This window comes from Pilosibacter rotomagensis (assembly GCF_045062245.2).
In the GTDB taxonomy this organism is placed as follows: Bacteria; Bacillota; Clostridia; order Lachnospirales; family Lachnospiraceae; genus Pilosibacter.
The window spans coordinates 1,908,298-1,929,644 of sequence record NZ_CM170323.1 but is presented as its reverse complement, the minus strand read 5'-3'; the positions used below and the strand labels follow the sequence as shown (position 1 = coordinate 1,929,644).

Genomic DNA, 21,347 nt, shown 5'->3' with positions numbered 1-21,347 from the left:
TTATCCTTATGATCAAAGAACATGTAAACCGGATCCCGGTCCACATGGACGGGAAGACTATTTATGATATTGTCCTGGAGGACTCGTTTGATTCACTTGCAAAGGAGATCTCCGTTCTCGGCACCGAAAAGAAGAAGATCTGTATCATCGCGGATTCCAATGTCGCTGACATCTATCTCGATGAGGTGACAAGGATCCTCTTCGGCTGCTGCCGCGAGGTCACTTCCTATGTGTTCCCGGCAGGGGAAGAGAACAAGAATTTAAAGACGGTCCAGGGAGCTTACGAACATCTGATCTTAAACCACTATGACCGGAAAGATCTTCTCGTCGCACTGGGCGGCGGCGTTACGGGCGATCTCTGCGGCTTTGTCGCAGCTACCTATCTCCGCGGCGTCGATTTTGTCCAGATCCCGACAACCCTGTTATCCCAGGTGGACTCCGGGATCGGCGGAAAGACGGGGGTTGATTTTGATTCCTACAAAAATATGGTCGGCGCCTTCCATATGCCGAAACTTGTATACACGAACGTGTCCGTTCTTCGCACACTTCCGGACAACCAGTTTTCCGGCGGCATGGGAGAGGTCATCAAACACGGTCTGATCCGTGACCGGGAATACTTTGACTGGATCGCGGCCAACAAAGAAAAAATCCTCGCAAAGGATGCGGATACATTAAAACTTCTGATCCAGGGAAGCGATTTTATCAAACGTGAGGTCGTTGAGATCGATCCGACCGAGCAGAATGAGCGTGCGACCTTAAACTTTGGTCATACGCTGGGGCATGCCATCGAGAAATTAAAGAATTTTACGATGCTCCACGGTCACTGTGTTGCGGTCGGTGCCCTTGCAGCCATGAATATCTGTAAGGAGCGCGGTCTTGTGAACCAGGATGAGATCAATGCATACCGGGCACTGATGGAGTATTTCTCCATTCCGACATCTGTTTCCGGTCTCGATCCGGAGGAAGTGATCGCGGCGACGAAAAATGATAAAAAGATGGAGGCCGGCGTGATCAAGTTCATCCTTCTGGACCGTGTGGGACATGCCTACATCGACCGGACCGTCACAAAAGAGGAGATGGAGCGCGCCCTTGCAGCCATTTTCAGATAGGAGTGTTTTATGAATACGATCGGAAAACGCTACGGCATTCTTGCCGTTTGTTCTGCCCTGCTCATCGCCCTGGACCAGTGGGCGAAGAGTATGGCTTACAGCACGCTGCGCGTCAACGGACCGCTGGTGCTGATCAAGGGAGTCTTTGAGCTTTTATACTCGGAAAACCGGGGAGCGGCTTTCGGGATCCTCCAGGGAAAACAGTGGTTTTTCTTCCTGGTGGCTGCGGCCGTTGTGATCGCGGTCCTTGTCTTTGTGGCAAAACTTCCGTCCGGAAGCCGGTACCTGCCTCTTTATATCGCCATGATCCTTCTCCTTTCCGGAGCTGTCGGAAACCTGATCGACCGTGCGGTACGGGGGTTCGTGGTGGATTTCTTCTATTTTAGCCTCATCGACTTCCCGATTTTTAACGTGGCGGACTGCTACGTGGTCTGCGCGGCCGGACTTCTGATCCTGCTGATCGGCTTTTTCTACAAGGAGGATGAGCTTTCCTTCCTCTCATCAAAAAAGGAGAATGAGCAGTGAGAGAAGAATGTTTTGTGACCGAGGAGACGGCTGGAGACCGGATCGACAAGTTCCTTGCGGAACAGTATGAAGATCTGTCGCGCTCGTTTTTGCAGAAGCTGTTAAAATCCGGGGAAGTCATGGTAAACGGGCGCCCGGTGAAAGCGAGCTACAAGGCGGCAGAGGGGGATACGATCTCCTTCGAGGTGCCGGAGGCTGTGGAGCCAGAGATCGTTCCGGAGGATATCCCGCTCGATATCTTATATGAGGATCACGATGTGATCCTGGTGAACAAGCCGAAGGGCATGGTGGTCCATCCGGCAGCAGGACATTACACAGGGACTTTGGTGAATGCGCTGATGTACCATTGTAAGGAAGATCTCTCAGGGATCAACGGGGTTCTGCGCCCGGGGATCGTCCACCGGATCGATATGGACACGACCGGCGTCATCATCGCCTGCAAGAATGATCTCGCCCACAATTCCATCGCAGCACAGCTGAAAGAACATTCGATCACCCGCCGCTACCAGGCGATCGTTCACGGCGTTTTAAAGGACGATGAGGGCGTGATCGACGCGCCGATCGGAAGAAGTCCGAAAGACCGGAAGAAGATGGCGATCAATTACAATAACGGAAAATCCGCGGTGACCCATTACAAGGTGCTTACACGGTTTAAGGATTTCACTCATATCGAGTGCCGCCTGGAGACGGGAAGGACTCACCAGATCCGCGTCCATATGGCGAGCATCGGACATCCGCTTTTGGGCGATGCCGTATACGGTCCGGCAAAATGTCCGTACAAGCTTCAGGGACAGACGCTGCATGCGGGGATCCTCGGCTTTGTGCATCCGCGGACAGGGGAATATATGGAATTTTCGGCGCCGCTGCCGGAGTATTTTGAGGAGCTTTTGCGGAAGCTGCCCAGATAACGGATCCTGAGCGGGATTTGTCAATTTCACTCATTTCACAGGCAGCAGGGTATTCTGCTTTCTGCATATACTGATACAAAAATTCGGAAAAATTATGGAATAACTCTTGCATATTATCTGAAATTTTTATATAATACAGGTATCAGAAAGCTTGATGACAGAAAGGAGCTGTGGCATATGAGTGATAACCTTATTATTACGATCGGAAGAGAATGTGGAAGCGGAGGAAGACATATCGGGCAGGCGTTAGCAGAAAAACTCGGTATAAAATGTTATGACAAAGAGCTCCTGAATCTGGCTGCAAAAGAGAGCGGTCTCTGCAAAGAGCTGTTTGAGACCCATGACGAGAAACCGACGAGCAGTTTCTTATATTCTCTGGTAATGGATACGTATTCCCTTGGATATACGAACTCTGCATATATGGATATGCCGATCAACCATAAGATCTTCCTTGCGCAGTTTGATACGATCAAAAATCTTGCGGATAAAGAATCCTGCGTAATTATCGGACGCTGCGCTGACTACGCGCTGGCTGATTATCCGAACGTAGTATCCGTGTTTATTACAGCTGATGAGGATGTGAAGATCAAGACTTTGATGGAGCGCCATAAGATCACGGAATCTCAGGCGAAGGATCTCATGATCAAGACCGATAAAAAGCGTTCCAGTTACTATAACTATTATTCCAGCAAGCGCTGGGGCGATTCCAAGAGCTATGATCTCTGCATGAACAGCAGCAAGATCGGATATGACGGAGTTGTGAAGATGATCCAGGAATTTGCGAAGATCAAGGACGCTTATAAGAAATAGTGGTTCTGACGGAAGCCATCCGGCGAACGTACAGAAGGATCAGAATGGATAAAAAAGAAGAATAAAGCGTAAAAAAACACCGGTCCGGGCGAGGATGTATCTGCCTGAACCGGTGGTTTTTTGTATAAACTTGTTTTATTTATTCCACCGTCACGGATTTTGCCAGGTTTCTCGGCTGGTCCACATCAAGACCTTTCTGGACGGAAGCGTAGTAGGCGATGAGCTGAAGGACAACGGCGATTGGGAACACGGTGAATTTGTCATCTTCCCTTGGAATGCGGATGATCACATCTGCAATGCCCTCGTCGACAGCGGTATCTTCCGTGACGAGGAGGATCACATAAGCACCTCGCGCTTTCACCTCGCGGATATTCGAGATCGTCTTTGCGAAAATATGCTTCTGGGTCGCGATCGCGATGACCGGAACATGGTCTGTGATCAGAGCGATGGTTCCGTGCTTCAACTCACCGGCTGCGTAAGCCTCCGCATGAATGTAGGAGATCTCTTTCAGCTTTAACGCGCCCTCCAGGGAGAATGCGTAGTCCATTCCGCGGCCGATAAAGAAGACATCCGGGTAGTTTACGATATGGGTGACGATCTCATTGATCGTATTTTCCTCCCGGATCATGGTCTCCATGGAGGTGGCACAGTTTAAGAGGTCACTCATGAACTGCTCTGCATGTTCTTCCGTGTATACGCCGCGTATAAGCGCCATACGGCAGAAAAGAAGATAGAGGGCGGCAATCTGTACCGTGTAGGCTTTCGTGCTCGCCACGGCGATCTCAGGGCCTCCATGCGTGTAGATCACATAGTCGCTTTCGCGGGCGATCGTGGAACCTTTTACATTTACAACCGAGATCACGGTGGAGCCGCATTCTCTCGCGAGGCGCAGCGCCGCCAGGGTATCGATCGTCTCGCCGGACTGGGAGATCACGATCGTGAGCGTGGAGTCATCGATCAGCGGCTCCTCATAGCGGAACTCGGAGGCGATGGACACTGTGACCGGGATCCTGAGACGTGGCTCGATCAGGGCTCTTGCGACCATCCCGGCGTGCATGGCAGTTCCGCAGGCGATGACGCGGATATTTGTGATCCGTTTTAAGAGCTCATCCGGGATCTTCTCGTCGGTGAGATCCGGGAGACCTTTTGTGAGACGCGGCAGGATCGTTTTCTTTAACACTTCCGGCTGCTCGTGGATCTCCTTCATCATAAAGTGAGGGAACCCGTTTTTCATGGCAGCGTCCGTGTTCCAGGATGCCTCCAGGATCTCAGGCTCAGTCTTTGTGCCGTCAAGCTCGTAGAGATCAGCGTGGTAGGCGGTGAGCTGTACGAGCTTTCCTTCCGGAACAACGAAGTATTTCTTTGAGTACGGGAGAAGTGCGGTCAGGTCGGAGGCGATCATGGCGCCTGAAGCTGTGTAAGCCGCTACGAGCGGACTTACGTTTCTCACCGCATAGATCTCGCCGGGACGGTCTTCAAACATGATACAGAAGGCGTAGGAGCCTTCCAGCTGGTTTAAAAATTTCCGGATCGACGGGATCGGGTCACCGTTGTAGATCTCGTTTAAGGTTGCTGCGGCAACTTCCGTGTCCGTCTGGGAGTGAAGTTTTCCTTCCAGGTGGTATTTTTCCGTCAGGGCGTGATAGTTTTCTATGATGCCGTTATGGATCATCGTCACCTTCCCTGCAACATGCGGATGGGCGTTTTCACTGGTGACGCCGCCGTGCGTTGCCCAGCGAGTATGACCGATCCCGCAGTGGGACACGACCGGATTTTCCTCGCACACCTTGCGGAGAGCGGCAACTTTTCCGACTTTTTTGATAAAATGGATCTTTGAGTTCTCATCAAACAGGGCGATCCCGGCGCTGTCATAACCACGGTATTCGAGCTGGGTAAGGCCGTCTAGCAATACTGTCTGCGCATCTAAAGGACCGCAGTATCCGATAATTCCACACATATATATCATCTCCATTTCCTGATGGTTGAACCGGTATTGGCAGAATCCTGTTACCGTGCACGGATCATGTGTGCCCGTGTGCGGTAAATTTATTCAAATGAATTTGCTAGGATTATAATAGTAAATGTCCGGAAAGTCAATCGGTGACTGACTTTAATGTCTTTGAGAAAGGAGTGTGACCGTGACGGATACGCCGGTATATGCAAAAAAATGGCAGGTCTCTGCCCGTTTAACTATGGCCGGATCAACGGCTCACATAGCGGCTGCAGAAACCTGTCCGGACACTGTCCCGTTCTACTACGGAAAAGCAAGAGCTTCATCACATAGCGGCCACAATGTCCTTATATTGCTCAGTATATGGGAAAAGATGAAGAATGTCAACAAGGACCGGATCGTGCCATATATTTGCCGAAAAAAATGCCGGAATTCCGGGGCTGTAAGAACCTGCTGATTTTGGAAAATTAAAAAAATCTTAAACAATTTTCCTTCCTCTATATGTTATACTTACACCGTTATATTTACATAATGCAGGAGATGTACGCTCGAAAATGAAGTTCAAAGACCATTTAGATTTTCATAAATTACCTTTCGATAAAGAAAAGATCCGTGAACAGGTCGAAAAGATCGCGGCGGACTGTATGCGCTGGGTGACGCGCAGACAGAATGCAAGACCGCTTCTGGCGATGGCTTTGTGCACCTGTATCGCGTTTTCCGCGATGGTGCCATATATTCCGGTGGCCGCCCCGGCTGAGATCAGTACAGAGAGGATCACAGAACCGGAGACCTTTGATATCCTCGAGGATCCGACGGAGAGAGAGACTGAGGAGACCACAGCGGAGATCGACCCGGATGCTCCGGCCCCGTATAAATTAAATCTCGCAAATATGTACGCAGAGGGATCGGAGACAAGCTATGCGGAGATCCTGATGAAGGAGCTGATCCAGAAGGATTCCAAATGGTTTGCTGCGATCTACGATATGGCAAATACGGCACCGGTAAAGCTGGCGCCTGCCTTTGGACGCAAGGCATCCTCCGTTCTCGGACAGTACAATCCGACATCAAAGACCCAGAATAAAAATGATCCGTCCACCTGGTATGTGGAACATTTTAAGAATGTAAAGATCACGTTCTACAACGGAGACGGAGAGGTCACATCCGCGGTCTCCAATGCCCAGGACATTCTTTCCATGGCGAGTGTATATGCTTATTACAATGGGATCACGGACCTTGATTCGATCCGTGCCTACGTCAATGATCTCTGGACAAAATCACATTCCTACCAGGCAGTTTTGGGAAACGTCTACTACTGTGATGGCTGTGTGGATCCGAACGCGTCCGCGGAAGAGGGAGATTCTGAGCTGGAAGGAGAGGATACATTCGTATCCGGGCGGAATATCGATACCGAGATCCGGACAGATGTGGGAGATGAGGTCATCGACCAGGCCGGAGACACGGTTTCCGTGAACGGGGAGAGCTACAGCGGCAGCTCTTCGTCCGCCTCCTCCGCGCAGGGGGCGTCGGAAGGCACCACAACGGCAGCTGAGACAATAACGGTACCGCCGTCAGCTGCAAACCACACAGAAGGAGCTGAGACAAAGGAGTCGACCACGAGTGCCCTGGATTCCCTGGCTGAGACAGCGGAGAGCGTGATCCAGGAGACGAAGAAGAAGACGACGATCGTCCGTGTGGAAGATTCCACTACAGCGGCTGAGACGACAAAAGCTCCGGAGACAACACCGCAGACAGCGGCACCTTCGGCGCAGGCGGAGACAGCGCCGCAGACAACAGCACCTTCTTCTGAGGCAGCGGAAGAGACCACGGTAAAGGTCATCCGTGTCAGTGACAACGGAGATTCCGATGCAAGCTCCGATTATATCGTCCATGCGGCCGCGGAAACTGCAGCACCTGCGGAGATAACAGCATCCGCGGAAAGTGAGGAGCCGGAAACCGATCCGGAGTTCATCCCTGTTTCTGATGAACAAGCTGAAACAGTGGAGCAGTACACCGTCCATGCGGCCGCCTCCCATGCGCTGATCTGCCCGGGACATGTCGATCTTAAGATCACGGCGATCATCCGGACCCTCAGCGAGAGCGCAAACCTTTACAGCATCGATGATGCGGGAAATGCGGTGGGAGAGACTGCATCAGTAACCGCAGACGGAACCGGCTGGGAAGGCTGGAACCGCAGAATGATGTCCTTTGTAAGCCATATCAACCGCCAGGACTGGACAGAGACATATGGGCTCAATGTAGTCGTGGAGGGCACAAGAGCGCCGCTCTCAACGACGGAGATTGACTCCTACATGAGCAGACTTCCAAAAGATACTTCAGAGACGAGAAAGAATATTATCCGGTACGCCCTTCAATCTGTCGGAAAAGTTCCGTATTACTGGGGTGGAAAGGCCAGCGCCCAGAATTATACTGGCAACAATTTCGGTTCCGTCACGATCCCGGACCACAAGGGACGTATCTTAAAGGGACTCGACTGTTCCGGATGGGTCAACTGGGTATACTGGTCCGTCACAGGAACGCATCTGCCGTATGAGGGCACAGAGGGCTTAAGGACTCTTGGACGGCAGGTAAAACGTCAGGATTTGAAGCCGGGCGATATCGTGGTAATCACGGGATCCACGCCGCATGTTATCATGTTCCTCGGATTTACCTCAAACGGACAGATCCAGTGTGTCCATGAGACGGGTTCCGCGAACAATGTCACAATTGGCGTGATGAACGCGAACTGGCCGTATTATAGAAATCTGCTGGATTAATGGAATGTAGTTCTGGGAATTAACCGATTTGTCTGGTTCTGGGGACTAAAAAGTAATTTTAAATAATTTGATCTGTATGAAATTGATTTGATGATTGTGATGAACATTTTTGTGCGGATCATGTGCAGCACCTTCTTTACAGCACATCAGGGGTCTAGAAAGACTGGAATGTGGCTGGAGAGAAGGTGCTTGCTTTAGTTGCCGATAACGAAAGTGAAGAAAAAGAATTAATAAAAATTGAATCGAGGCAGTTCTGCGCTGATAATTGGATACGCTGAAGATTTTTTGGATGCTTATAAGAGAAAAAATTATAGATAATTAACTAAAATATAAACAATATATTACGAATTATGAAGATATGAAGAAGTGTATTGAAAACAGTACAATTCGATAATATAATTCAAAAAAAGGAAAGAGTAACGCGGACTGCACCAAGACAGGAGGCAGTATGGGCAAGGAGAAAATTAAAATAAGATATATCATTTTCGTGCTGATAACCATGGGCGTAATATTTTTTGGAAAAATAACTAGACTTGATAATTTAAACGCAGAAAAAATCGCCGGGATCATACTCGTGTCCCCACCTTATAAAAAGAGAATAACAGGTCAGCAAAAGATTGAAGAATTTACAATCCTGTTTAATGACAGAAAAAAGAAACCTGTATTCTCAATCACTCCACCCAAATGGCCGGGACAAAGGAGCCATTATATCAATGGAAACATACCAATATAATATTATTTTTTGCGGGAAGAACATTACGGTGAACAGACCAAAATATGTCATGGACAAATCGATAGATTTTGAGTTGGATCAGTTCCTGAAAAATATAATTAATAAAGCCCCATTAAGATGGATGCCTCCCGGATAAGGAGGTCGCTATGATGAATAAATCCGTAAAAACATGGTTTCTGTGGCAAAGAGCTATATGGCAGTAACATATGAATGTGAATAGGAAAGTTTGTTTCATATAACATATGAAAACAAAAGGATTAACGAATATTGAAAAGGAGATGATTCCAATGGATATGTCCCATGTAGATAACTAGCACTGCACACTAAGTAACGAGACATGCTAAACAATGAAAAGGAGAGCACTCTATGAAAAAAAGATTTCTGGTACTCTGCAGCATGACACTATTCCTCTTGTCTGCCTATTCATCCACCTCTTTTGCAGATCAAAAGGCGGGGGAATCTAAAACCTATACGGTAGATGATATCAATAATGGCTTCACCAATTATTTAGTATAAATTAAACATAACTTTGAACTTCACAGCAAGAGGGAAAAATGAAAAAAACAAAGTTTGAGATTTTGATTTTTATATGTATGATACTTTTGGGATTAGGGTGTTTTCTTATTGCCACGAAAAATAACCAATATAATTTTTTCGAGGATATTTTATCACGTTATCCCGAAGAGAATATTGCAGGAACTCTTATGGTAGATTTAACACATGATGGTAATGATGAGTTACTTGTTATAAGCCAGGATGCCTTGGAAATCACATTGGAAATATATGCTATAATAGATGGCAATCCTATTGTAATATATAAAGACAATGCCTCTGATAACCATGCTGGATGGCGTTGGTACTATTTAACTGTTGTTGACCATAAAAACTATATCCTACAGTATACACCTGAGATATGGAATGGCATAGGAAATTACCATTTTGAAATATTTTCCTTTAATCAGAAGGGCCAGAAAGAAATATTAGAGACACGGGAACTGCCATATGATTCGATACATACTTCAGAGGATAATAAGCAGGATTTATTAATCAAAACACAGAATTTTAAAGCTATCTATGAAAAATGGCAAACCAACAGCATACCATTGATTACCATAGGCAGCGATCCGCTAACCGGTGATAATGATAATTATGTCCTGGAGAAAAAAAGTAATATTGAATAATTCCTATATAATTCCGAAAAAATAGTAGAAAAGCGGGATTTCCATGTGATTGTGATAAGTGTCCTACATCTTTGTGACATGTTTACCTACATCGACAATATATTATGGCATTTTTTGTTTTGAAAGCCGGAATATTGACATTGGGGATGGAATAGGGTATGATATGGATAGATTTCCAACTATTCGTGAAAGAACAGTTTATCGAATAGTTCCGCGCAAAAGCACCCATATTTCCAATATATTCCATGAAATGAGGTTTTTTATGAAATTACAACGTCTTTTAAGTCTGGTCCGTCAGGCCGTTGATGACTACGATCTCATCGATGATCAAGACCATATTGCTGTCGGTGTCTCCGGCGGTAAGGACAGTCTGGCTCTTCTCTATGCGCTCCATGAACTGCAGCGCTTTTACCCGAAACATTTTACGCTTCATGCATTCACAGTCGATCTCGGATTCGGAATTCAGGATTTCAGCGGCATAAAGGCCTTTTGCAAAGGTTTTCAGGTACCGCTCACGATAATCCCCACCGAGATCGGGAAAATCGTTTTTGAGACCCGTAAAGAGTCCAATCCATGCTCTCTGTGTGCGAAAATGCGCAAAGGAGCCCTAAACCTTGAGGCAAAGGCCGCCGGATGCAATAAGATCGCTTACGCGCATCATAAGGATGATATTATTGAGACAATGCTGTTGTCTTTAATGTTCGAAGGACGTTTTTATACATTCCCGCCAAAGACATTTTTGGACCGCACAGAGCTTACTGTGATCCGCCCTCTCATGTATGTCTCTGAAGCTGATGTGATCGGATTTAAGAATAAGTATAATCTTCCTGTGTGCAAAAATCCATGCCCTGCGGATGGACATACGAAACGCGAATATGTTAAAAATTTAACCAGGCAGTTAAATAAAGAAAATCCGGGAATTAAGGAACGGCTGTTTCATGCGGTAATTTCCGGAAATATTGAAGGCTGGAATTCTGGGAATATCGGAATGGCTGGAACATCTGATGAGGTGGATGATAAAGCCTGTCGATCGGAGACATCTGTGAAAATGCAGAGAGACCAGACCGGTGCGGAAGAACAACTTTCCGAATCACATAATTGCCATGAAAATGACCGTGAACGCAAGAATAAAAAGGAGGAATTTTGATGGCCACACTCTCCTACCATGAACAGAAAGATATTGAAAATATCAAGAAACTTCGGGAGCTGCAGAAGGAACTCCCTTCGTTCTGTTCCGATTTTTTCCGCGGAATCGAGACAAGCACGTCCACAAGAACCAGGATTGCCTACGCATATGATCTGAAAATATTTTTTCAGTTCTTAAAGACCGCCAATCCCGGCACCTTTGATAATCCGTCCCATACTCTCACACCGTCCGATCTTGAAAAGCTGACGGTGACAGATCTGGAGGAATATATTGATTATCTGAAATGTCATCCGAGTGATACAAATGAAGATGTTATAAATACAGAACGTGGACTCATGCGGAAGGTCTCTTCTCTTCGCAGCTTTTACAGCTATTTCTTCCGAAATGAGCGGATCGAGAAGAACCCCGCCGCCCTCGTGCGCATGCCGAAGCTCCACGAAAAGGAAATTATCCGTCTGGAGATCGATGAGGTGGCAAAGCTCCTCGATGAGGTTGAGGAAGGTGATAAACTGACCGAGAAACAGAAACTTTACCATGAACGAACAAAGGTTCGAGACCTTGCAATGATGTCACTCCTCCTCGGAACCGGTATCCGTGTTTCTGAATGCGTTGGATTAAATATCAATGATATCGACCTTGATACCTGCGGTGCCAGAGTTTACCGGAAAGGCGGAAAGGAATCCGTTATCTACTTCAGTGATGAAGTCCGCGATGTACTGGAAGACTATCTGGATGAGCGTGAAATGATCGATGCCGTCCCGGGAAATGAGGATGCCCTCTTTCTCTCCATGCAGCGGAAACGGATCAATGTGCGCAGCGTGGAAAATCTCGTAAAAAAATACGCGAAACTTGTCACACCGCTGAAAAAGATCACTCCACACAAGCTCCGCAGCACCTACGGTACAAGCCTTTACCGGGAAACCGGAGATATTTACCTCGTCGCCTCCGTCTTAGGCCATAATGATGTCAATACGACAAGAAAACATTATGCTGCCCAAGAGGAAGAACGCAGACGGTCGGCGCGGAATGTTGTAAAGCTGCGCGAAGATTGACATAATTATATTATGTAAACTATCTAAGTAAAAATTTAATTTTCGTACAAAAGTAAAAAAATTTTTTAGGTAAAAAAGGCTAATTTCGTACTTTATTTCCGTGTAAAGTGAAAATAGTATTTTGCTAAAATAAAGTTCAAAATTCATATTTGCCAAGTAAAAAGTAAAACTGTATAAAGTATAAAGATTTTTAAATTATACTTTATAATAGTTTCTAATACATGATTCCCCTTAAATAAAAGATAATATAAAAAGGTCACTTTACCCATTTTGAGGGATGTAAAGTGACCTTCTCTTAGTCTATACGGATTTCCCTTATGTTTTGATTAAGAATGCCCTCTCAATGTATGGAAGGCCGGTTCAATTATATGTGTCTATTTTAATTCTGGAAACAGTTTCTCCAATTCTTCATGCAATGTCCCATTCCTTAATGGTTTGCCGCAGCGTCTCGATGGTCTGCTTTTTCTGCTCATTAATGTTCCGGTTTACAGCCTGTATTTCTTCCTCGGTTGTAGTAGATTCCTGCCAGCCTCTGTTCATGATCATTTTTCTGGATCTTCTGTTGGTTCTGGAAGTCTCCGGCTGCTTTTCCTATAACGGTATGGGTTTCCGCCTGCAACTTCCGTTCCGGATTTTTCTTTGTGGATACAGTAAGCTCTTTTCCATTAATAGAACCGTTTATAACAACATATCTTTCACGCATTTACTCCGATAGTCACTCGGCGATATTTTGTATCTTTCTTTAAATGTTCGGTTAAACGTTCTTTGACTTTCAAATCCACTATCCAGACAAATATTTGTAATAGAATCCCTCGTATTTTCCAGACGATAACATGCGTAGTTTAACCTTGCATCATTAAGATATTGATTGAAATTTCTATGGAATATTTGAGAAAAAAGCCTAGATAAGACATATTTGCTTACCCCCAGATCTTTTGCCATCTCTTCCAGCGAAAACTTTTTTTTGAAATTTGCTGATATATAGGAAACCGTCTGGTAAATCAGATCCCTGCTCCCCACATTACTCTTTTCTACCAAATTCAATTTTCCCATGCAACGTGCTAACACAATCTGAAGATATGCCTGTGCAACAGTTATATCTGGCTGTTCTGTCTCTAAAATTGCATTTATAACTCTATATACCTCTTGTTCAACCTTTTCCGCTCTGATAATCGGATATTCGGGAGCCATGGATTGCATGATATCTGCAAATTTACTAATCACAAATGGCGATGCAATCAGATAAATGGCCGTATTTACACCGGGTGTCAGTACCTGATAGTGATGAATGATATCTGGAAATACAAATCCAATATCTCCTTTTTCCATATGGTAAAGTTCCTGTCCGACACCAAGCTCTAATGCTCCATTTGTTACACATACAATCTCCAGTGCATTATGAAGATGAGGTTCAATATGTTTTGACTTCTTATTGACCGCTATAATTTCCTCTTTTGTGTCAACATATTTTAACTGCATGAAATACTCTCCTTTGCAACATTTGTCTATATCTTCTTTCGATTTGGCAAGCAATCCTTTTTTATCTATCCTATAATCGACTTGTAAACAAGGAAAGGAGGAATTGCAAATGAGCAACCTTAAAAAATACCTGAATGACCTTTTACTATTCTACACAGAATATTTTGCGCATCCATACCATGTATAAATACTAAACAGACTGTTTTGTGAAAACTGAATATTTTGCTTAAGACCATTTCACAAAAGGATGTGGTCTTTTTTATAGACTTTCTATAAATCTTTTGAATACAACTTTTCCTTCCTCTGTTCTCTTATATCTGGATCATCTATTTAATCCACTTTGCAATCCATAAGCGACCAATTCAGGAATCAGCTGATCAATCATTTTACTGCCCTTATATTATGCTTCATAACCATTCGGATGATTTCTATGCCATTTCCATGCAGTTGTAATAATCGTCTCAAGATCATCAAATGTCCTGAAGATATTTATATAGAAAAAGCATTGCCTTATTGAATAATGTTCAAACAATGCTTTTTCCCTGTCAAATGCTAATTCATGTCTGATGCATCTGTTATTTCATCTGCAGCAATTCCTTTTTCTGCTTTCAGTTTTTTATTTGCATCTTCAACATTCATTCTTGAAAGTGCAAACATAATCAATACATCAAAGATTAACGGAAGCCAAAGATACATGAACTGCATCATATCAAGTGCAGACTGTGGCTGAGTTGCATTTTTTCCGACATATCCACTAAGCTCAAGCATCCATCCAACAACAGCGGTTCCAATACCTCCACCGATTTTTACACCAAGAGAAGTACAAGAGTACATCGTTCCATCAATTCTCTTTCCCTGTGTAAGATAAGTGTATTCAGAGCAGGATGCAATAACAGCATTCATATCTCCCTGCCATGGTCCCTGACCTAAAGCTGCAAGAGCTGTAAACGCCATCATCAGCGGAACACTACCCATATATCCGGCAACAACAACAAGTGCTCTACCGATGACTGCTAAGATATAACCTCTCAAGTTCAGTTTATACATACCCTTCCACTTACCAACTAATGTCGGTGTGAAAATCAGGGCAATGATCAGTGGAATGTTTACCGCCCATGCAAATTGTCCAAACAAATTCTTATTTTTCAGTACCCATGTCATGTAATAAATGCCAGCTCCAATCATGGCACCATATAACTGCTGTAAAATATATGTTCCACAAATCATCATGTAATATTTGTTTTTGACAAGAAGCTTGAATGCCTGTACCATTCCGTACTTTTCATTATCATTCTTTACTTCTCCTTCATTAAGTTCCTCCTCCGGAAGTTCCTTAACAGAAAGTGCTGAAATCGTATTTACGACAAGGCCGATAATTGCATAGATAATAGCAACCGTTCTCCATGCCGCAGCATCTCCACCGCATTTATCTACAAATCCAACTGTAATCGCCTGAATCAGAAGACTTGTTGAAAATGCAAAAATAAAACGGTAAGATCCCATCTGTACACGCTCTTTGCTGTTCTTTGTAATCAGTGACGTAAGTGCTGAGTACGCAATATTGTTTGCTGTATAAAACACACCATTTAACAGTGTATAAGAGATAAAGAACCATGCATATTTAGCAGTCGTCCCCAAGCTGACTGGTACCGCAAAACAGCAGACTAATGTAATGGCGCAGCCAATATATCCATACAGCATCCAAGGCTTTGCTTTTCCCATTTTACTGTGTGTTTTGTCGATCATTGATCCAAAAAATATATCCGTGAAACCATCAAATAGTTTTGATACGGCAATCAGGGTACCTACGACACCTGCAGCAAGTCCTACTGAGTCTGTCAGATAGGGCATCATGAAGGATGTCAGGAACGCATAGACTACATTACCTGCAATATCACCCGAACCATATCCAATTTTGTTATACCATTTTAAATACTTTTTTTCTCCCATAAGACAACCATACTCTCCTTCCTTGTTTACAGGTCACCTGAAATTTTATTACCCCTTTACATACGGTACCAGAGTAAACTGGAACCGGAACAATACATCATCAAATCGGTACTGATCCAATACAACCGGGCCACAACTATTAGAGCCAATTCCATTTAATGCATAATCAACACAAAATACTACACTATCTGATTCTGTCAATTCATAATTATGCGTTTTCTTCTCAAGTTCTTCCTGTGTATAATAAGAAGCATTAAATGAGAAAGCGTTTTCCGCAGATACCACAATGCCATATCGGCTGTTGTTAAGTTCTACGTATTCACAATCATAATGACTACCATTTTCCTGTGGGCGGATATAATCCTCATGCAGGTCACCTACATTTGCCCGATACAGGCCATGACTCGCAGCCTGATGCTTATCTCGATAGCTTTCCTGTGGTCCCAATCCAAAGTATCTGGCATCTGTAAGTTTCTTGTCCAGAAACATTCTCACACCAAATCTCGGCAGATCCGGGAACTCATCATCTTTTGTTACTGCAATATCTGCATCAATCCGTCCAATGTCATCAATTTTCCATGCAATCATCACGTCAAGAATCTTCTGTACTGTTTTTGCCACAACAGAAGCATGGCTTATAATCTTTACCCCATGTCTTCCCTGCACGACCTCTGTCGTATAGGCTCTTGTATAAGCCCTATCATAATGTGCTTTCTTCCATTCAGACTTAATGTACATATCGTTATCTGTTGGAGCTCTCCAAATATTTAATTCCATCGGATGGTTCAGGTATTCCCGCCCTGCGAATTTCATCTCTGTAAAGAGTGCAGTACGTTTGTCTATGGTATAAGCAAATTCACGCCCCTTGATATGAATCTGTGTATCATTTTCATTTACCTGTAGTTCAGAGTCCACTGCTGTTTTTTGTAGCCATTTCTCTGCAAGTTTACATTTTGCATCATCTTTGCTTACCTCAATTTCATCAAATCCAAGAATATAGTTTTCATCCAGCAGTGGCAATTTCTTTTTCAGATGGTAAATAAATTTTAAATAACATTTTCCACTCTCTGGCACATTGATTTTAAGGTCTATTTTTCCTTCACTGTGTGGTGCCGCTGAAACCTCTGGAAGTTTACCTTTGCTGATTACAAGCCCGTCCTGTGTCAGTTCATAATTGATCTTCACATAATCTTTCAAGTCATCAAAATCCATGTAGTTATGAAGTACCAGTTCTCCGCTTTCTTTGTTATAGGAAATAACTCTTGCCGGACGATAAACATTCTTGTATTCCAAAAGCCCTGTGTGCACCGTTCTGTCCGGATATACTAATCCATCCATGCAGAAATTACCATCATGGATTTCTTCGCCATGATCACCTCCGTAAGCGTAGATTGCCTTTCCATTCTCAGCAGTCCCATGAGCAATCGCATGGTCACACCATTCCCAAACAAAGCCGCCGCACATTTTATCGTTATTCTGGATCATCTGGAAATAATCTTCAAAATCTCCAGGACCATTTCCCATACTGTGACAGTACTCTACCAAAAGGAATGGTTTGCTTCCATCCTTGTCCAGATATTCCTGAATCTCAGAAAGAGCTGGATACATACGGCTGTACACATCCAGATTGCTGTAATCATATGTTTTATCGTAATTACGATATCTTGCACTCTCATATTGGGTGATACGGTCTGGATCAAATTTTTTTGTCCATTCCAATGCTTTTTCAAAGTTACAACCATATGCGCTCTCATTTCCCATTGACCACATGACAATACAAAAACGGTTTTTATCACGTTCCACCATGAGTTTCACACGATCAACGATTGACTCTTCCCATACCGGGTCATCAGCAATCTTTTCATTCCACCGTTTGAACCGGTTATAATCGGTGTCTTCTTTTCTGTAGAGCATAAATGGTCCATGAGCCTCAATATCTGCTTCATCTATCACCATAAATCCATACTTGTCACACATTTCATAGAAAAATGGTACATTCGGATAGTGGCTGGAACGGATCGCATTAAAATTATGCTGTTTCATTAACGTAAGATCCGTTATAATCTGTTCCCGGCTGATCGTAAACCCAGTAACCGGATCAGAATCATGACGATTGACTCCACGGAATTTAATCTTCTGTCCATTTAAGTAAATAACCTGATCTTTAATCTCTATCTTTCTGAGTGCAATATGATCTACGATTACTTCATTTTCTGTCTCAAGAATCAATTTATACAGATATGGATTTTCTGTATTCCAAAGTTCCGGACTTGCAATTTCTAAAACAGCAGCTCCTTCTTCGGCAATACTTCCTACTGCTACAACTGCTCCGTTTCTGTCTTCTATCGAAATCTTTACATTTATTGGGAAGTAAAACTTCATGTCAAGTTCTACTTTTGCAATCATATCCTCAATTTTTGTTTTTATATGGTAATCGCTGATTGCCTGCTCCGGACGTTTTAAAATGTACACATCCCGGAAAATACCACTCATACGGAATTTGTCCTGGTCTTCCAGATAAGAACCATCACACCACTTCATTACTAAAACTGCCACGGTATTCGTTCCATCCTGAAGTACATCGGTAATATCAAACTCACTGGTCATATGTGAAACCTGACTGTATCCTACGTAAGAGCCATTGATCCATACATAAAAGCAACTGTCTACCCCTTCAAAGTTCAAAAAGGCTCTTGATGCTTTCTCATCTCTGCTGTAATCAAAAGTATGCACATAAGCTCCACACGGAATATCCTGCGGCACGTATGGCGGATCAAATGGAAACGGATACCGGATGTTTGTATACTGATGCATATCATATCCTGCCATCTGCCATACACTCGGAACCTGAATCCCATCAAAGTGTTCCGTATCATAATCCTTTTCAAAGAAAGCATCCTGAATGTCATAAATGCTGTTAAAATACTGGAATTTCCAAGTTCCATTCAATAACTGCATACGATCTGATTCTTCTCTGTGTTCCACCAGGTTATCCATTCTTTTGGATGCCGGAATATAATAGGCTCTGGCTGGCATTGTGTTTTCATGCAATACACTTAAATTCTCATAATAACGCGGTACAATCATAAATAGCTCTCCTCCAATACATATACTTTTTTGCTCTTTGTTCTCCCACAGAAAATCTTATCCTTTTCTTTTATCCTTACGTTTCTTTGTTTTCTAAATATAGATTATCCTAATCCGCAAAATATGTCTATGAATTAGATTGGACAAAATATGCACTAAATGATACAATAATAAAAAGTATGAAAAGAGGTGCCGTCCTATGTATATGAACGCCGGTTATTTGAACCACTCACATATGGATTTTAAAGACAAAAGTCGTCCACTGATTGTAGGAAGCTGTGGTACTTATCGTCTTTCCAGCCTTCCCAAGCTTCCCACCTACCGTCCAAGAGGACGTCTGGATTATCAGATTATATATATCACTGCTGGTTGTGGACATTTCCATTTTGATAATGTAGATAACGAAACGATTGTTCCTGCCGGTAACCTTGTACTTTACAGACCGAAAGAACTTCAGAAATATGAATATTATGGAGAAGATAAGACAGAAGCATACTGGATTCACTTCACAGGAAGCGATGTGAAAAAAATCTTACGCCAATATGGATTTCCAGATAAAGAACGTATCTTTCAAGTTGGTTCATCTAACGAATATGAACGGATTTTCAAACGTATTATCATCGAACTCCAACGCTGTCAGGATAATTATGAGGAAATGCTTGTCCTTTTGCTACGCCATCTTTTAATTAGCTTTCACCGGGAACTGACTAGAGAGCACATATCAAAAAATGAATATCTTGATCATGAGATGGATATCGCTGTTACCTTTTTCAGTGAAAACTACCATCAGAATATCAATATTGACGATTATGCTGCCTCACGAGGGATGAGTGTCAGCTGGTTTATCCGAAATTTCAAAAAATTCACTGGTTCCACACCAATGCAATTTATTGTAGGAATCCGAATCACCAATGCTCAGATTTTACTTGAAACAACAACTTATTCCATCAATGAGATTTCTAAGATTGTCGGGTATGATAACCAGCTTTATTTCAGCCGACTCTTCCACAAGCTAAAAGGATATTCACCTAGAGAATACCAAAAGATAAGAAATAAGTTCTGAAAACCATAATATTATAAGAATCCAATTTATCTAAATTGCTTATCGGGCTTCGGGTGCCGATCAGTTGGCGGACAACAGAAAAATCAATCATTAAAGGAAGGTGTCATCTGCTACGGCAAAGGAACCTTCCTTTTAAATTTGCCAAAATGCAATAGATATAAGGATTTCAATTATGACTAAAAACAGGCAATAGTGATCATTACAAAATGAGCCAAACAGTATCAACATCTTGACATGTTCTGAAATCATCGGCATCTCTATTTTCCACTATTTATGAAATTTCCAAAATGGAGCGATTTGAAAATGTACTTTATTTTCTCCCCTAAAACCACTCCCCCACTACATCCGGACAATAAAAAATGTACTTTATTCTGTTTCGAAATAAAGTACATTCTGAAATAAAGTACATTTTGAAATTTTTGTACTTTATGCTATAATCCTTGTATCTAAGCCATTTATTAACCCCTAACTATAAAGTACAAAATTTTTTACTGTTGACTGACATATCAGCCTCCGTACTGTTCCATCAGCCGGGAAGCTTCTCTCTTCATGGTTTCCACAACATCCTCCGGTCCGAGAATTTTTACATTTGGGCCCAGTGAAAATACCCAGGCCAGGAACTGCCGGCTGACACGGACATCTACATTGGCGGTGACATGATCTGCATCTGCCGGGAACAGCATGATATCTCTCCCAAATCGGTCAATGATAACCCCGACCAGATCATTATGGATCAAAAGCTTAACCTTTTCTTCCTTACCGCCATACATGCCAAAACTTTTTTTGGTATAATCTGCCATATTGAGTTTTGAGAAAGCTTCTTTTCCATCACGGGGCTCTTCTGATAAATTGATTTTCAGCATTTTGTCCACACGGTAATGCTTTATCTTTTGAGCCTCTGAATCAAAACCGATCATATAATAATTCTCATCATCCCACAGGAGTCCCCATGGGCTGATATGATACCATTTCCCATTATGCCGCAATTCCATTTCCTTTTTCGCGTTCCACTGGTAATATTGAAATTTGATCTTCCGGTTTTCAGAAATAGCGGCATGAATCGTATTGACCGAATAATAGATGCTTTCATTCATCGTTTTGATCCGGCCGGATACATAAACCTGACGCTGCAGCTTCTGGGCATCATATTTGCTTACCAGTTTCTCGAGCTTTTTGATCAGAATATTCGTTTTCTTTTCTGTAATAAATTTAGATGATTGAATGGCATCTACAAGCAGCTTCAGTTCCGGCAGTTCAAATGGTCTGCTGACCACATGATAATGGTAACGATTGCCGACAGACTCACCCTCAACCTCGATTCCAAAAGAGGACAGGTCACGCAGATCATTATAAAGGCTTTTTCGATCCGCAGTGATGTCGTATCGTCTTAGCGCCTCCATGATCTCTGCCATCGTGATATAATGCTCGTCATCTGTCTGTTCCAGCATAATTTGAGCCAGACGATATAATTTTAATTTCTGATTGGTTCCTTTTGGCATAATCATACTTCCCTTTTCTTTGCAAGCTATTTCATACTATATAGTGATAGTATACAATAAATTCTTAAATTTGCCAGAA

At 43.3% G+C, this 21,347-nt stretch carries 17 protein-coding genes; 11 read left to right on the top strand and 6 right to left on the bottom strand.

Translation table 11 applies throughout. The features are described 5' to 3' along the window. Positions 1-8 precede the first annotated feature (8 nt). From aroB to ACI3EW_RS08500, 4 genes are all read left to right on the top strand, one after another. Positions 9-1,109 carry a 3-dehydroquinate synthase gene (gene aroB, locus ACI3EW_RS08515; protein ID WP_215702041.1) on the top strand — a complete coding sequence of 367 codons (1,101 nt, stop codon included), beginning with the start codon at positions 9-11 and terminating at the stop codon, positions 1,107-1,109. A 9-nt stretch (positions 1,110-1,118) separates the two neighbouring features. Further along, on the top strand, positions 1,119-1,634 hold the full coding sequence (gene lspA / locus ACI3EW_RS08510; RefSeq protein WP_118321062.1) for a signal peptidase II: 516 nt from the start codon (positions 1,119-1,121) through the stop codon (positions 1,632-1,634). Beyond that, positions 1,631-2,542 carry an RluA family pseudouridine synthase gene (locus ACI3EW_RS08505; protein WP_405579335.1) on the top strand — a complete coding sequence of 304 codons (912 nt, stop codon included), beginning with the start codon at positions 1,631-1,633 and terminating at the stop codon, positions 2,540-2,542. The genes lspA and ACI3EW_RS08505 overlap by 4 nt, the downstream gene beginning before the upstream one ends. Positions 2,543-2,719: 177 nt before the next feature. Continuing rightward, positions 2,720-3,352, top strand: coding sequence for a cytidylate kinase-like family protein (locus tag ACI3EW_RS08500; protein WP_405579332.1), 633 nt, complete (start codon positions 2,720-2,722; stop codon positions 3,350-3,352). Positions 3,353-3,491: 139 nt separating this feature from the next. Here ACI3EW_RS08500 and glmS read toward each other — a convergent pair whose 3' ends face one another. Next, on the bottom strand, positions 3,492-5,309 hold the full coding sequence (gene glmS / locus ACI3EW_RS08495) for a glutamine--fructose-6-phosphate transaminase (isomerizing) (RefSeq protein ID WP_329752519.1): 1,818 nt from the start codon (positions 5,307-5,309) through the stop codon (positions 3,492-3,494). A gap of 548 nt (positions 5,310-5,857) precedes the next feature. On the opposite strand from glmS, the gene ACI3EW_RS08490 reads away from it, so the two are divergent. The 6 genes from ACI3EW_RS08490 to ACI3EW_RS08465 all read left to right on the top strand — a co-directional run bounded on the left by ACI3EW_RS08490 (position 5,858) and on the right by ACI3EW_RS08465 (position 12,190). After that, the gene (locus ACI3EW_RS08490; protein WP_405579329.1) at positions 5,858-8,077 is read left to right on the top strand and encodes an NlpC/P60 family protein; all 2,220 of its coding nucleotides are present in this window, start codon (positions 5,858-5,860) and stop codon (positions 8,075-8,077) included. Between the two features lie 448 nt (positions 8,078-8,525). Continuing rightward, positions 8,526-8,810 carry a hypothetical protein gene (locus tag ACI3EW_RS08485; RefSeq protein ID WP_021905074.1) on the top strand — a complete coding sequence of 95 codons (285 nt, stop codon included), beginning with the start codon at positions 8,526-8,528 and terminating at the stop codon, positions 8,808-8,810. 366 nt (positions 8,811-9,176) lie between these two features. After that, the gene (locus ACI3EW_RS08480; RefSeq protein ID WP_158553069.1) at positions 9,177-9,326 is read left to right on the top strand and encodes a hypothetical protein; all 150 of its coding nucleotides are present in this window, start codon (positions 9,177-9,179) and stop codon (positions 9,324-9,326) included. Between the two features lie 38 nt (positions 9,327-9,364). Then, positions 9,365-9,991 (top strand): hypothetical protein, encoded by a 627-nt coding sequence (locus ACI3EW_RS08475; RefSeq protein ID WP_405579325.1) that lies wholly within the window; start codon positions 9,365-9,367, stop codon positions 9,989-9,991. 262 nt (positions 9,992-10,253) lie between these two features. Next, positions 10,254-11,138: a tRNA lysidine(34) synthetase gene (locus ACI3EW_RS08470; protein ID WP_405579322.1), complete on the top strand. Its 885-nt coding sequence runs from the start codon at positions 10,254-10,256 to the stop codon at positions 11,136-11,138. Further along, positions 11,138-12,190: a tyrosine-type recombinase/integrase gene (locus ACI3EW_RS08465; RefSeq protein WP_405579371.1), complete on the top strand. Its 1,053-nt coding sequence runs from the start codon at positions 11,138-11,140 to the stop codon at positions 12,188-12,190. Before ACI3EW_RS08470 ends, ACI3EW_RS08465 begins: the two co-directional genes overlap by 1 nt. A 408-nt stretch (positions 12,191-12,598) precedes the next feature. On the opposite strand, the gene ACI3EW_RS08460 is transcribed toward ACI3EW_RS08465, so the two are convergent. The 4 genes from ACI3EW_RS08460 to ACI3EW_RS08445 all read right to left on the bottom strand — a co-directional run bounded on the left by ACI3EW_RS08460 (position 12,599) and on the right by ACI3EW_RS08445 (position 18,706). Beyond that, positions 12,599-12,736 (bottom strand): hypothetical protein, encoded by a 138-nt coding sequence (locus ACI3EW_RS08460; protein WP_405579319.1) that lies wholly within the window; start codon positions 12,734-12,736, stop codon positions 12,599-12,601. Positions 12,737-12,868: 132 nt separating this feature from the next. Continuing rightward, the gene (locus tag ACI3EW_RS08455) at positions 12,869-13,669 is read right to left on the bottom strand and encodes a helix-turn-helix transcriptional regulator (RefSeq protein WP_317297457.1); all 801 of its coding nucleotides are present in this window, start codon (positions 13,667-13,669) and stop codon (positions 12,869-12,871) included. 552 nt (positions 13,670-14,221) lie between these two features. Further along, on the bottom strand, positions 14,222-15,619 hold the full coding sequence (locus ACI3EW_RS08450; RefSeq protein ID WP_329752534.1) for an MFS transporter: 1,398 nt from the start codon (positions 15,617-15,619) through the stop codon (positions 14,222-14,224). Between the two features lie 48 nt (positions 15,620-15,667). Next, the gene (locus ACI3EW_RS08445) at positions 15,668-18,706 is read right to left on the bottom strand and encodes a glycoside hydrolase family 2 TIM barrel-domain containing protein (protein ID WP_405579314.1); all 3,039 of its coding nucleotides are present in this window, start codon (positions 18,704-18,706) and stop codon (positions 15,668-15,670) included. Between the two features lie 199 nt (positions 18,707-18,905). Here ACI3EW_RS08445 and ACI3EW_RS08440 point away from each other — a divergent pair, with 199 nt between their 5' ends. Beyond that, entirely contained in the window at positions 18,906-19,769 is an 864-nt protein-coding gene (locus ACI3EW_RS08440) for a helix-turn-helix transcriptional regulator (protein WP_405579311.1), read from the top strand. A gap of 506 nt (positions 19,770-20,275) precedes the next feature. Here the strand turns inward: ACI3EW_RS08440 and ACI3EW_RS08435 are convergent. Next, on the bottom strand, positions 20,276-21,268 hold the full coding sequence (locus ACI3EW_RS08435) for a helix-turn-helix transcriptional regulator (protein WP_118321049.1): 993 nt from the start codon (positions 21,266-21,268) through the stop codon (positions 20,276-20,278). Positions 21,269-21,347: the final 79 nt, after the last annotated feature.

Bases quoted from the DNA above. Each gene is read 5' to 3' on its own strand.
- ACI3EW_RS08460 (WP_405579319.1), bottom strand. From the start codon at position 12,736: ATGATCATGAACAGAGGCTGGCAGGAATCTACTACAACCGAGGAAGAA.
- glmS (WP_329752519.1), bottom strand. From the start codon at position 5,309: ATGTGTGGAATTATCGGATACTGCGGTCCTTTAGATGCGCAGACAGTA.
- lspA (WP_118321062.1), top strand. From the start codon at position 1,119: ATGAATACGATCGGAAAACGCTACGGCATTCTTGCCGTTTGTTCTGCC.
- ACI3EW_RS08435 (WP_118321049.1), bottom strand. From the start codon at position 21,268: ATGCCAAAAGGAACCAATCAGAAATTAAAATTATATCGTCTGGCTCAA.
- ACI3EW_RS08440 (WP_405579311.1), top strand. From the start codon at position 18,906: ATGTATATGAACGCCGGTTATTTGAACCACTCACATATGGATTTTAAA.
- ACI3EW_RS08455 (WP_317297457.1), bottom strand. From the start codon at position 13,669: ATGCAGTTAAAATATGTTGACACAAAAGAGGAAATTATAGCGGTCAAT.
- ACI3EW_RS08470 (WP_405579322.1), top strand. From the start codon at position 10,254: ATGAAATTACAACGTCTTTTAAGTCTGGTCCGTCAGGCCGTTGATGAC.
- ACI3EW_RS08500 (WP_405579332.1), top strand. From the start codon at position 2,720: ATGAGTGATAACCTTATTATTACGATCGGAAGAGAATGTGGAAGCGGA.
- ACI3EW_RS08480 (WP_158553069.1), top strand. From the start codon at position 9,177: ATGAAAAAAAGATTTCTGGTACTCTGCAGCATGACACTATTCCTCTTG.
- ACI3EW_RS08475 (WP_405579325.1), top strand. From the start codon at position 9,365: ATGAAAAAAACAAAGTTTGAGATTTTGATTTTTATATGTATGATACTT.
- ACI3EW_RS08465 (WP_405579371.1), top strand. From the start codon at position 11,138: ATGGCCACACTCTCCTACCATGAACAGAAAGATATTGAAAATATCAAG.
- ACI3EW_RS08445 (WP_405579314.1), bottom strand. From the start codon at position 18,706: ATGATTGTACCGCGTTATTATGAGAATTTAAGTGTATTGCATGAAAAC.
- ACI3EW_RS08490 (WP_405579329.1), top strand. From the start codon at position 5,858: ATGAAGTTCAAAGACCATTTAGATTTTCATAAATTACCTTTCGATAAA.
- aroB (WP_215702041.1), top strand. From the start codon at position 9: ATGATCAAAGAACATGTAAACCGGATCCCGGTCCACATGGACGGGAAG.
- ACI3EW_RS08485 (WP_021905074.1), top strand. From the start codon at position 8,526: ATGGGCAAGGAGAAAATTAAAATAAGATATATCATTTTCGTGCTGATA.
- ACI3EW_RS08450 (WP_329752534.1), bottom strand. From the start codon at position 15,619: ATGGGAGAAAAAAAGTATTTAAAATGGTATAACAAAATTGGATATGGT.